We start from the raw sequence: 13356 nt of genomic DNA, 5'->3' as shown, positions 1-13356 counted from the left end.
AACGATATTGCCGCCTTCACCCACGGTAGTCGTGGCGGTCAGAACCACATCGACTTTGTCGATGGTGTCGTTAATCGTAGTGGTTGCGCCATTGCCCGCAACTTCCAGTTTTTCGAAGTTGCCGCCAGAAACGTCAGTGATCTTGACGGTTTGGGTGCTCTTATCGATAAACACGTCATCGGTAGGCGCAGGCACGGTTACAGTGCCAACAGTGTCCCCAGCCTTGATGGTGATCGACGAGCCGTTATCCAACTTCAAGGTAACGTCAGTACCGGCCTTGTTGCTCAAAGTTGCGGTGTAGGTGATCTGGCCACCTTCGTTCACTGCGCTTGGTGCAGTCAGCGTGACAGTCGTAGTGTTATCGGTACCCGGTGTGTCAGTTACAGTTGTAGTGACTTTATCGGTCCCTGGAACCAAATTCTCGAAGTGCTCGCCGCCAGTCACACCTTGGATGGCGGTAGTGACGGTCTGGTCGCCTTTGTACACATCATCCGGTGCAAGAACCGACACGCTAGCGCTGGATTCGTTAACACCGATAGTGATGGTTTTGCCGTTATCCAATGTCACGGTGAGCGGGTTGGTGATGTTAGTCACCGGCGCACCGTTTTTATCCACAAGGCTGGCGGTGTAGACGATGTTGCCGCCTTCGCCAACGGTAGTAGTCGCCGTCAGGACCACATCAACCTTATCGATGGTGTCGTTGATGGTGGTGGTCGCACCGTTGCCTGCAACTTCCAACTTCTCGAAGTTGCCGCCAGTGGTTTCAGTGATCTTGACGGTCTGGGTGCTCTTATCGATGAACACGTCATCAGTAGGCGCAGGGACGGTCACGGTGCCTACGGTGTCGCCAGCTTTGATCGTGATCGAAGAGCCGTTATCCAACTTCAGGGTGACGTCAGTACCGGCCTTGTTGCTCAAGGTCGCGGTGTAGGTGATCTGGCCACCTTCGTTTGCTTCGGACGGAGCCGTTAGTGTAACGGTAGTAGTGTTATCGGTGCCCGGAGTGTCCGTCACAGTCGTGGTGACTTTATCGGTGCCAGGCACCAGGTTCTCAAAGTGCTCGCCACCGGTCACACCCTTGATAGCGGTGGTGACGGTCTGGTCGCCCTTGTAGACGTCATCCGGCGCTACCGTGGTAACGGTGCCACTCGACTGATTCACACCGATGGTGATGGTCTGACCGTTATCCAGCGTAACGGTGAGCGGGTTGGTGATGTTAGTCACCGGTGTACCGTTTTTATCCACAAGGCTGGCGGTGTAAACGATATTGCCGCCTTCACCCACGGTAGTCGTGGCGGTCAGGACCACATCGACCTTATCGATGGTGTCGTTGAACGTGGTAGTCGCACCGTTGCCCGCAACTTCCAGTTTTTCGAAGTTGCCACCTGTGGTTTCGGTGATCTGAACGGTCTGCGTGCTCTTGTCGATGAACACGTCATCAGTCGGTGCAGGCACGGTCACGGTGCCGACAGTGTCGCCAGCCTTGATGGTGATGCTTGAGCCGTTATCCAACTTCAACGTGACGTCAGTACCGGCCTTATTGCTCAAGGTCGCGGTATAGGTGATCTGGCCACCTTCATTTGCTTCAGAGGGGGCGGTCAGTGTCACAGTGGTGGTGTTATCGGTGCCCGGAGTGTCCGTTACAGTTGTAGTGACTTTATCGGTACCTGGAACCAGATTTTCAAAGTGCTCGCCACCGGTCACGCCGCTGATAGCAGTAGTGACGGTCTGGTCGCCTTTGTAGACATCATCCGGGGCGACGTTGGTAACGGTGCCACTCGACTGATTCACACCAATGGTGATGGTTTGACCGTTATCCAGCGTAACGGTGAGCGGGTTGGTGATGTTAGTCACCGGCGCACCATTTTTATCCACAAGGCTGGCGGTGTAAACGATAGTGCCGCCTTCGCCGACGGTGGTGGTGGCAGTCAGAACCACATCGACCTTATCGATAGTGTCGTTGATGGTGGTGGTCGCACCGTTGCCTGCAATTTCCAGCTTCTCGAAGTTGCCGCCAGTAGTCTCGGTGATCTTGACTGTCTGGGTGCTCTTGTCGATAAACACGTCATCAGTCGGCGCAGGCACGGTCACGGTGCCGACGGTGTCGCCTGCCTTGATCGTGATCGAAGAACCGTTATCCAGCTTCAACGTAACGTCGGTACCCGCCTTGTTGGAAAGCGTAGCGGTGTACGTAATTTGCCCGCCCTCATTCGCCTCGGTCGGCGCAGTCAACGTCACGGTGGTGGTGTCGATCGAATCGGTGATCGTGGTGACTGCCGGTGTGGTACTCGGCACCAGGCTTTCAAAATTGCCGCCAGTCGCGCTGGTAATGGTGGTGCTGACCGTGCTGCCGTTGACATAGACATCGTTGGGCGCCGTGTCTACGACCACGCTGCCGACGGACTCGCCGGCCTTGATAGTGATCACCGAGCCATTGCTCAAGGTGACGTTCACCGGGGTTTGTGCCGGGTTGGTCAGCGTGGCGGTGTAGGTGATCTGACCGCCTTCGGTCACGGTCGAACCTGCGGTCAGGGTGACCGTGGTGGCATCGATCGAATCAGTAATGGTGGTGACTGCCGGCGTGGTGCTCGGTACCAGGTTTTCGAAGTTGCCGCCGGTTGCACCGGTGATGGTGGTGCTGACGGTCGAACCGTTGTTGTAAACGTCGTTGGCCGGAGTATCGACCACAACGGTGCCTGTCGACTCGCCCGCCTTGATGGTGATCACCGAGCCATTGCTCAAGGTGACGTTCACCGGGGTTTGTGCCGGATTGGTGAGGGTGGCGGTGTAGGTGATCTGGCCGCCTTCGGTCACGTTGCCGTTGGCTGTGAGGGTAACGGTGGTGGTGTCGACCGAATCGGTAATGGTGGTGACCGCCGGCGTGGTGCTCGGTACCAGGTTTTCAAAGTTGCCGCCGGTTGCACCGGTGATGGTGGTGCTGACGGTCGAACCGTTGTTGTAAACGTCGTTGGCCGGAGTATCGACCACAACGGTGCCGGTCGACTCACCCGCCTTGATGGTGATCACCGAGCCATTGCTCAAGGTGACATTCACCGGGGTCTGCGCCGGGTTGGTCAGGGTGGCGGTGTAAGTGATCTGACCGCCTTCGGTCACGCTGCCGTTGGCTGTCAGGGTAACGGTGGTGGTGTCGACCGAATCGGTAATGGTGGTGACTGCCGGCGTGGTGCTCGGTACCAGGTTTTCAAAGTTGCCGCCGGTTGCACCGGTAATGGTGGTGCTGACGGTCGAACCGTTGTTATAGACGTCGTTAGCCGGAGTATCGACCACAACGGTACCTGTCGACTCGCCAGCCTTGATGGTGATCACCGAGCCATTGCTCAAGGTGACGTTCACCGGGGTTTGTGCCGGGTTGGTCAGCGTGGCGGTGTAGGTGATCTGGCCGCCTTCGGTGACGGTCGAGCCAGCGGTCAGAGTGACCGTGGTGGTGTCGATGGTATCGGTGATCTGCGTCACGGCCGGGTTAGGGTCGATGGTTAATACCAGGTTGCCGCCGCCGGTGGTACCGGTAACGCCGACGCTGATCTGGCCCGGGTCGATGTACGGGCTGTCATTAGGGGCCAGAGGTACATTCACGGTGCCGGTCAACTGGCCCGACGGGATGGTAATCACCGCGCCATTGGTCAAAGTGACGGTCAGATCGCTGGTGGAAGGCCGGGTCACGGTGGCGGTGTAGGTCAGCACGCCGCCCGCTTCGGTGATGGTTGGCGTCGCGCTCAGGGTCAAGGTCGAAGGCTGCAGCACTTGGTTGCCCGAGTCCGCCGAGCCTGGTGCTCCGCTCAGGGCGTTGAGTGCTGAAGTGCCTTGGCCGATAGGGGCGGTGGGGAAGCCGATGGTCGGGTCTACACGGCCGGCGGTCGCATCCAGCACCACAAAGCTGTGGCCACCTCCGGCGGCGCCGTTGCCGGCAGCGTTTGCGCCTGCGGCAGTGGCTTCCAGGTCGGTGGTCGGGTCGGCGCCGGCGGCGATGGCTTGTTGCAGCTCGGCCACCGATGGCGCGGCTTGCTCGCTGGCCGCTGCCAGGTCGGCGGTGGAGTCCGGCATATCGGCGCTCCACTGGGTGTCACGGCCCAGGTCCAGGATGCGACCGTCGGCCAGTTCCAGGCTCACGGCGCCCGACATACCGGTGTCAATCTGGTCGCCCGCGAATAGGCGATCACCTTCTACGAGGACGCGACGAGCACCTTCCGGAGAAATTACGAAAACTTGACCAACAATGCTTTTGACGGTGGCAACAACACTGCTCATTAAAATTTTCTCCGGCGATCCGTTTCGACAAATCCATTTCGCAGCACACTATTAGCGCTGCCAATCTGGGGGCGTAGTCTATAAATGCATTGACGTCAAATATTTGGCTTGATTTTTTAGCTATCTAGTTTGTGCCAAACTATTGACCTTATGGTCGCCATCCTAAACAATCGCCCTAGTAATGTCACATTGATATTTATGCGGCGAACCGTCCTACATGTGTGAAGCAGTTCCGCTTTTCGAACTTTCCGACGTACGGTCATTACGGTAGCCATTATCCGACGCAGCGGTGCTAATCGCTGTGATTTAAGACAAGAAGTCTTGGGGAAATTTTAAATGCGTCTGCACCTGTTCAAGGCAATACCGTTCGCTCTCGCCGCCAGTTTCGTACAAGCCCAGACACTGCCCCAAGCCATGCAACAGGCATTGGATGTACACCCGGAAATCCAGGCGGGTGTTAACAGCCGCATCGCCGCCGATTACCAATTGCGCGCCGCACAAGGTGGCTACCTGCCGCGTGTTGACCTGAACGCCGGTTACGGCCGCCAAGGAACCGACAACGCCACCACCCGCGCCAACAACCCTGGCGGCAATCACTGGGACACGCTCAATCGCGGCGAATCCAGCCTGCGTCTGCAGCAAATGATTTTTGACGGTTTCGCCACCTCCAGCGAAGTCGGGCGTCAACAAGCCAACGTTAATTCCCGCGCTTACTCTTTGCTCGGGACTTCCGAGCGCACCGCGCTCACCGTTGCCCAGGTTTACCTGGAAGTATTGACCCGTCGTGAGTTCGTACGCCTGGCCGAAGACAACCTGCGCAACCACGAGCGCATCTACGACCAGATCAAGTTGCGCACCGAGCGCGGCGTCGGCAACGGTGCCGACCAGGACCAGGCTGAAGCCCGCCTGGCCCAGGCCCGTAACAACTTGATCACCGAGCAAACCAACCTAGCCGACGCGCAGGTCAACTACCTCAGCGCCGTAGGCCAGATGCCAGACCAACTCGAGCGCCCAGCCCCGTTCATGGCCATGCTGCCGGCAGACCTGAATGAAGCCCGCCGCCAGATGCTCGATAACAGCCCGATCCTGCGCTCGGCCGAGTCGGATATCTCCGCCGCCGAGAAGCAGTACGAAGCCGCCAAGTCCACCTTCTACCCACGCTTTGACGCTGAACTGGGCACCAACGCTGACAACAACGTCTCCGGTGACCCCAACCACAGCAATGGCTGGGAAGCCATGGTGCGCATGCGCTTCAACCTGTTCGCCGGTGGCAGCAACAAGGCCGACCTGCAGTCGAAGTCCTACCAGGCCAACCAGGCGCTGGACATTCGCAACAACGCCTTGCGCCAACTCAATGAAGAGCTAGGCTTGGCTTGGAACGCCCTGAACAACGCCAACGCGCAATTGCCGGTTGCCCAGCAGTACGTGGATCACAGCACCCGCGTACGTACGTCCTACCAGCAACAGTTCAGCCTTGGTCAACGTACCCTGTTGGATTTGCTCGACAGCGAAAATGAATTGTTCACCGCTTCCCGCCGCCTGGAAGAAATCAAGAACATTCAGTTATTTACTCAGTACCGAATCAAGGCGACCATGGGCGAATTGCTCAAGAGCCAGGGAGTGGTTGCACCAATGGCCTCCGTCGTGCAGAACGACGTGAAACCTAAAGTCCAACTGCCTGGGATGAATTGAGCCACCCCAATAGCCCCATCTGTTAGTCGAGAGTGCCGCGCGTGGAACCTGAAGTCAGTCGAGTTCATCTCAGTCATGATCCACGCGCACTGCACGACGACCCGTTACTCGACGGGTTGTTGGCGCTCTGCGCCCTGCATCAAAAACCGGCCAGTGCGGCCATGCTCACCACCGGCCTGCCGTTGCCTTCGCAACGGTTGAGTGCCGAGTTGCTATCGCGTGCCGCTGCGCGTGCCGGGTTGCAAGGCCGGCTGCTGCAACGCAAGCTGGAACAGATCCCGACCATTGCACTGCCGGCGCTGCTGTTGCTCAAGGACGGTCGCAGTACCGTGCTGGTGGGCTGGGAGGGCGAAGATCAAGCGCGGATCCTGCTCAGCGAAAGCGACGGCGGTGAAGTGCTGATCAAGCGCGAAGCACTGGCCGACGACTACATCGGCAAAGTCTTCTTTGCACAGCCGCAGCACAAGTTCGACGTCAACCACGGCAGCCTGATTCCGCGGGCGCGCTCGTGGTTCCGTGACACCCTCATGCGTTCACGCTGGCTCTACACCGATGCCATCGCCGCCAGCTTCCTGATCAACATCATCGCCATGGCCGCGCCGCTGTTCGTGATGAACGTGTACGACCGCGTCGTGCCGAACCAGGCCACCGCCACGCTGTGGGTGTTGGCCGTGGGGATCTGTGGTGCCTACCTGTTCGACCTGATCCTCAAGAGCCTGCGCAGCCTGTGCCTGGACCTGGCCGGTAAAAAAACCGACCTGATCATCTCGGCCACGCTGTTCGAGCGCATCGTCGGCATGTCCATGAAATACCGCCCGGCGCGGGTCGGCAGCTTCGCGCAGAACATCCACGAGTTTCAAAGCCTGCGCGACTTCCTCGCGTCGCTGACCCTCACCAGCCTGATCGACCTGCCGTTTACGCTGCTGATCTTCCTGGTCATCGCCATCCTCGGCGGGCATCTGGTGTGGATCCCGGTGCTGGCGTTCCCGCTCGCCCTGGGCATCGGCTACGCCTTGCAGAAGCCCCTGGTCGCGACCATGGAGCGCACCATGGCGCTGGCCGCCGAGCGCCAGTCGAGCTTGATCGAAACCCTCGCCGGGCTCGATGCGGTCAAGGTCAACAATGCCGAGAGCGAGCGTCAGTACGGCTGGGAACAGACCATCGGCACCCTGAGTCGGCTTGAGCTGCGGGTGAAGTTGCTGTCGGGCCTGTCGATGAACATGACCCTGCTGATCCAGCAACTGGCTGGTGTAATCATGATCGTGTTCGGCGTGTACCAGATCATCGACGGCAACCTCAGCATGGGCGGCCTGATTGCCTGCTACATGCTCAGTGGCCGCGCCTTGAGCCCGCTGGCCTCGCTGTCGGGCCTGCTGACGCGCTATCAGCAAGCCAAGGTCACCATGACCTCGGTGGACCAGATGATGGAGCTGCCCCAGGAGCGCAACTTCGAAGAGCGCCCCATGAGCCGTCGCACCCTGCAAGGCGCCATCGAGTGCCGGGGCCTGAACTTCACCTACCCGAACCAGCAGAACCTGGCGCTGAAAAACATCAACCTGGTGATCAAGCCAGGGGAAAAAATCGGCATCATCGGCCGCAGCGGCTCGGGCAAAAGCTCCCTGGCCAAGCTGATCGTAGGCCTTTATCAGCCCGACTCCGGCTCCTTGCTGGTGGACGGCGTGGATGTGCGCCAGATCGACGTGAGCGAGCTGCGCCATAACATCGGCTATGTCGCCCAAGACATTCAATTGCTGGCCGGCACCCTGCGTGACAACCTGGTCAGCGGTGCGCGCTACGTCGAGGATGAAATGGTGTTGCAAGCCGCCGAACTCGCCGGCGTGCACGAATTTGCCCGTCTGCATCCCCAAGGCTACGAACTGCAAGTCGGCGAGCGTGGGCAGAACCTGTCCGGCGGCCAGCGCCAGAACGTTGCCCTGGCCCGTGCGCTGCTGCTCAACCCGCCCATGCTGCTGCTGGACGAACCCACCAGCGCCATGGACAACACCGGTGAAGAACGCTTGAAGCAACGCCTGCAAGCCGTGGTGCAAAACAAGACGGTTGTGCTGGTCACGCACCGAGCCTCACTGCTCTCCCTGGTCGACCGCCTGCTGGTGGTCGACCGTGGGCAGATTCTCGCGGACGGCCCCAAAGCCGTGGTCATGGAAGCGTTGAAGAAGGGGCAGATCAGTGTTGCTTAACTCCATCAAGAGTGCAGTCGGCCGTTACTTCAAAGGTTCCGACTCGCTGCAGGGCCAGCCGCTGCCCGAGGTCAACAAGGCGCTGATCGAAGATGCGCCACGGGTGATTCGTCTGACCATCTGGGCGATCATCGCGTTCTTTGTATTTCTTGTGGTGTGGGCCGGTTTTTCCCAGATCGACGAAGTGACCCGTGGCGACGGTAAGGCGATTCCGTCGTCCAAATTGCAGAAAATCCAGAACCTGGAAGGCGGTATCGTCGCCGAGTTGTACGTCAAGGAAGGCCAGATCGTAGAGGCCGGCGCGCCGTTGATTCGCCTCGACGACACGCGGTTTGTCTCCAACGCCGGGGAAACCGAAGCCCTGCGCCTGGCCATGCAACTGCGCGTCGAGCGTTTGAGCGCGCAGGTGGATGACCGCCCGCTGAACATCCCTGACGACGTGCTAAAGGCCGCGCCGAGCCAGGCCGCCAACGAGCGCTCCTTGTATGAAAGCCGCCGCCAGCAGTTGAAAGACGAAGTCGGCGGTTTGCAGGAGCAACTGGTACAGCGCCAACAGGAACTGCGCGAGTTCACCTCCAAGCAGGGCCAATACCGCAGCCAGTTGTCCCTGCAACGCCAGGAAATCAACATGTCCGAGCCGCTGGTGGCCCAGGGCGCGGTGTCGCCGGTAGAAGTGCTGCGCCTCAAGCGCGCCGAAATGGAAACCCGCGGGCAGTTGGACGCCACCACCCTGGCGATCCCGCGTGCTGAATCGGCGATCAAGGAAGTGCAACGCAAGATCGATGAAACCCGCGGCAAATTCCGCAGCGAAGCCCTGACCCAACTCAACGAAGCCCGTACTGAACTGAACAAGGCCGAGTCCACCGGCCGCGCGCTGGAAGACCGGGTCAGCCGCACCCTGGTTACCTCGCCAGTGCGCGGGATCGTCAAGCAGTTGCTGGTCAACACCGTTGGCGGCGTGATCCAGCCGGGCAGCGACATGGTCGAAATCGTGCCGCTGGACGACACCCTGCTGGTAGAAGCCAAGATCCGCCCGCAAGACATCGCCTTCCTGCACCCAGGGCAGGAAGCGGTGGTCAAGTTCACCGCTTACGACTACACCATCTACGGCGGCCTGAAGGCCAAGCTCGAACGCATCGGTGCCGACACCATCACTGATGAAGACAAGAAGACCACCTACTACATGATCACTCTGCGCACCGACCGCAGCCACTTGGGCACCGATGAGAAGCCGCTGCTGATCATCCCCGGCATGGTTGCTTCGGTGGATATCATCACCGGCAAGAAAAGCATCCTCAGCTACCTGCTCAAGCCGATCATCAAAGCGCGGGCCGAGGCGTTGCACGAGCGTTGATTTTTATCGCTGGTACTGACGCCTTCGCGAGCAAGCCCGCTCCCACCTTGGAATGCATTCCAAATGTGGGAGCGGGCTTGCTCGCGAAAGGGCCATCAACGTCACCGCGTATAAAATGCCTACCTCAAAACGCCATATCAATATGCTCTAACGGTATTTAAAGTCCTGTTGTTATACCTATAAATTCACTCCCCTGTCCGCCGGGAATGAATCCAATGTCTGCCACCACCGCCCCCCAAACCTTCGACATCCGCCCCTTCCCCGGCAGTGTCGGCGCCGAGATCATAGGCCTGGACTTATCCCGCCCAGTCAACGACCACGACTTCACCCGCATCCACCGCGCACACCTGGACCACCACGTCATCGTGTTCCGCGACCAACGCATCACCCCCGAACAACAGATCGCCTTCAGCCGCCGTTTCGGTGTGTTGCAGATCCATGTGCTCAAGCAGTTCCTGTTGGCCAACCACCCCGAAATCCTGATCGTCTCTAACATCATCGAGAACGGCCAATCCATCGGCCTGGGGGATGCGGGCAAGTTCTGGCATTCGGACCTGTCATACAAAGAACTGCCCAGCCTGGGTTCGATGCTGCATGCCCAGGAACTGCCCTCTGAAGGCGGCGATACCCTGTTCGCCGATATGCACAAAGCCTGGGAGCAGCTGCCAGGCCACCTGCGCAACGCCGTCGAAGGGCGCAGTGCCGCGCATTCCTACACGGCGCGCTACAGCGAAACCAAATTCGAAGGCAACTGGCGCCCAACCCTCACCCCGGAACAGCTCGCCCAGGTTGCCGAAGTGGTGCATCCGGTGGTGCGCACCCACCCGGAAAACGGCCGTAAGGCGCTGTTTGTCAGCGAGGGCTTCACCACCCGTATCGTCGGCCTGCCCGATGACGAAAGCCGCGACCTGCTGGCCCAGCTGTACGCCCACAGCGTGCTGCCGGAAAACATCTACCGCCACCAGTGGCAGCCCCACGACCTGGTGTTCTGGGACAACCGCTCGCTGATCCACCTGGCCGCTGGTTGCCCAAGCCACCTGCGGCGCAAATTGTTCCGTACCACTATTCAGGGGGATGCGCCTTTCTAACCCGATAAAGCCTGCTAGGATTGCGCCCAGTTCACTCCCAACGGACCACGAGTGCTTGGCATGCAACTACCGGACATGAACCTGCTGGTCGCCCTCGACGCGTTGCTCGACGAGGGCAGTGTGGTGGGCGCGGCGCGGCGGATGAACCTCAGCCCGGCCGCCATGAGCCGCACCCTCACGCGTATTCGTGAAGCGGTCGGTGACCCGATCCTGGTACGTGCCGGCCGTGGCCTGGTGCCGACGCCCAAGGCGCTTGAGCTGCAAGGCCAGGTGCGCAATGTGGTGGAGCAGGCTGCGTTGTTGTTCCGTTCGGCGGACCAAGTCGATTTGAGCACGTTGCGCCGTCGTTTCAGTGTACGCGCCAATGACTTTTTCATCGGCGTGTATGGCGGGCGACTGTTCGACACCATGGAGCGCGTGGCGCCGCTGTGCGAGCTGCGTTTCGTACCCGAGGGCGACACCGACGATGAAGCCCTGCGCGAAGGGCGGTTGGACTTGCGGGTGAGCAACACCATGCCGGCCAGCCCGGAAGTGAAGGTGCAGAACCTGTTCTCCACCACTTTTGTCGGCCTGGCACGGCAAGACCACCCGTTGTTCGACGAAGAAATCACGGCGGCACGCTTTGCCAGCTATTCCCACATCAGCATCTCGCGCCGCGGCATCGCCCGTGGGCCCATCGATACTGCGCTGAACGAGCAGGGCCTGGAGCGCCGCGTGGCGATGATCGCGCCCGGCTTCCACGGCGCCATGTTCATGTTGCCGGAATCCGACCTGATCATGCCGGTGCCCAAGGAAGCGCTCCTGAGCGCCAAGCGTCTGAACTTGCCATTGCGTGCATTCCCATTGCCGATCTCGTTGCCGACGCTGGTATTGGCCCAATCCTGGCACCCGCGCTTCGACAAAGACCCCGCGCACAAATGGCTGCGTGAAACCATGCGCGAGAGCTGTCATGCCACGTGGCTTGAAGCCCAGCCGGTATAAAGCCAACGCAATTAATGTGGGAGCTGGCTTGCCTGCGAAGGCGGCGTGTCAGTCACTGAATCTGTTACTGAGCTGGCGCTATCGCAGGCAAGCCAGCTCCCACAGGGTTCAGTGTTGATGTTCAAAGTTGCGTCTGACGCACTTATAACCTGCCAACAAGTAACTTTTTGTCATGAGAGTGCCCGATTAAACTGCTCAGGTATTTCTCATTCCGAGTTACCTGTTCATGACGTCCCTCGCTGCCCCCGTCCTCCAGGCCGCAGCCAAACCTACGGCCCTGAGCCCACCCGTATTCGGCCCACGCATCATCATCGGCTTGCTCGGCGTGTTGCTGGCGGTGCTGGTTTCCGGTCTCAACGAGATGGTCACCAAGGTTGCTCTCGCCGATATCCGTGGTGCGCTATACATCGGCTTTGATGAAGGCACCTGGCTGGTCGCCGCCTACACCGCCACTTCCGTGGCGGCCATGGCGTTTGCGCCGTGGTGTTCGGTGACGTTTTCCCTGCGTCGTTTCACGCTGTGCGCCATCGGCTTGTTCACCGTGCTGGGCATCCTCTGCCCGTTCGCGCCGAACTACGAAAGCCTGTTGCTGCTGCGTACCGTGCAAGGCCTGGCCGGTGGCGCGCTGCCGCCGATGCTGATGACCGTAGCGCTGCGTTTTTTGCCGGCCAACGTCAAGCTGTATGGCCTGGCCGGCTACGCCCTGACCGCCACCTTCGGCCCAAGCCTGGGCACCCCGCTGGCGGCGTTGTGGACCGAATACGTCGGTTGGCAGTGGGCGTTCTGGCAAATCGTCGGGCCCTGCCTGCTGGCGATGGGCGCCGTGGCCTATGGCATACCGCAGGACCCGCTGCGCCTGGAGCGTTTCAAACAGTTCAACTGGCGCGGCCTGCTGCTGGGCTTCCCGGCGATTTGCATGCTGGTGATCGGCTTGTTGCAGGGCAATCGCCTGGACTGGTTCGAATCGGGCCTGATTACCTTCCTGCTGTGTGGCGGCACAGTGTTGCTGGTGCTGTTCATGCTCAACGAATGGTCGCAGCCACTGCCTTTCTTCAACTTGCAGATGCTCGGTCTGCGCAACCTGGCCTTCGCCCTGATCGTGCTGGCCGGCGTGCTGATGGTGCTGACCTCGGTGATCATCATTCCGTCGAGTTTCCTCGCCCAGGTCCAGGGCTACCGGCCGCTGCAAACCGCGCCAGTGATGTTGTTGATGGCGCTGCCGCAGCTGATTGCGCTGCCGTTGGTGGCGGCGCTGTGTAACTTGCGCTGGGTCGATTGCCGCTGGGTGCTGGGCATTGGCCTGAGCATGTTGGTGCTGTGCTGCATCGGCAGTTCACACCTGACTTCGGCGTGGATTCGTGACGACTTTTATGGCTGGTACCTGCTGCAGATTTTCGGCCAGCCGATGGCCGTGTTGCCGCTGCTGATGCTGTCCACCGGCAGTATTCAACCCATCGAAGGGCCGTTTGCCTCGGCCTGGTTCAACACCGTCAAGGGCCTGGCCGCTGTGATCGCCACTGCGGTGCTGGATACATTGACCACCCAGCGCGGGCATTTTCATTCAACCATGTTGGTGGACCGCCTGGGCAATTCGCCCCTTGCCGACGCTGACGCGCCGGGCCTCGCCCACCGCGTGCACGAGCAGACCGTGGTGCTGACCTCTTCGGATCTTTACGTCGTCATGGCCGGTGTCGCGGTGGCGTTGATCCTGCTGATTTTCTGGATGCCCACGCGGATCTATCCGCCTCGCGCTCCGGCCTGACCACAAGGACTTTCC

7 protein-coding genes are annotated in these 13356 nt (G+C 60.1%); 6 read left to right on the top strand and 1 reads right to left on the bottom strand.

Annotated elements, in window-relative coordinates; all coding sequences use genetic code 11:
• On the bottom strand, positions 1-4266 hold a 4266-nt coding region (locus tag ODQ19_RS11155), incomplete at its 3' end, for a retention module-containing protein (protein WP_330210051.1).
• A 336-nt stretch (positions 4267-4602) separates the two neighbouring features.
• Between ODQ19_RS11155 and ODQ19_RS11150 the strand changes: the two genes are divergently transcribed.
• The 6 genes from ODQ19_RS11150 to ODQ19_RS11125 all read left to right on the top strand — a co-directional run bounded on the left by ODQ19_RS11150 (position 4603) and on the right by ODQ19_RS11125 (position 13341).
• On the top strand, positions 4603-5958 hold the full coding sequence (locus tag ODQ19_RS11150) for a TolC family outer membrane protein (RefSeq protein ID WP_330210050.1): 1356 nt from the start codon (positions 4603-4605) through the stop codon (positions 5956-5958).
• A gap of 41 nt (positions 5959-5999) precedes the next feature.
• Positions 6000-8156, top strand: a complete 2157-nt coding sequence (locus tag ODQ19_RS11145; protein ID WP_019819525.1) for a type I secretion system permease/ATPase — start codon at positions 6000-6002, stop codon at positions 8154-8156.
• On the top strand, positions 8146-9510 hold the full coding sequence (locus tag ODQ19_RS11140; RefSeq protein WP_330210049.1) for an HlyD family type I secretion periplasmic adaptor subunit: 1365 nt from the start codon (positions 8146-8148) through the stop codon (positions 9508-9510). The genes ODQ19_RS11145 and ODQ19_RS11140 overlap by 11 nt, the downstream gene beginning before the upstream one ends.
• A gap of 215 nt (positions 9511-9725) precedes the next feature.
• Positions 9726-10598 (top strand): TauD/TfdA dioxygenase family protein, encoded by an 873-nt coding sequence (locus tag ODQ19_RS11135; RefSeq protein ID WP_330210048.1) that lies wholly within the window; start codon positions 9726-9728, stop codon positions 10596-10598.
• A 60-nt stretch (positions 10599-10658) separates the two neighbouring features.
• Positions 10659-11579, top strand: coding sequence for a LysR family transcriptional regulator (locus tag ODQ19_RS11130; protein ID WP_330210047.1), 921 nt, complete (start codon positions 10659-10661; stop codon positions 11577-11579).
• A gap of 226 nt (positions 11580-11805) precedes the next feature.
• Positions 11806-13341 carry an MFS transporter gene (locus ODQ19_RS11125; RefSeq protein WP_116666397.1) on the top strand — a complete coding sequence of 512 codons (1536 nt, stop codon included), beginning with the start codon at positions 11806-11808 and terminating at the stop codon, positions 13339-13341.
• Positions 13342-13356: the final 15 nt, after the last annotated feature.

Source organism: Pseudomonas sp. AM4(2022) (assembly GCF_036346515.1).
In the GTDB taxonomy this organism is placed as follows: Bacteria; Pseudomonadota; Gammaproteobacteria; order Pseudomonadales; family Pseudomonadaceae; genus Aquipseudomonas; species Aquipseudomonas paracarnis.
This window is presented reverse-complemented; position numbering and strand designations above follow the sequence as displayed.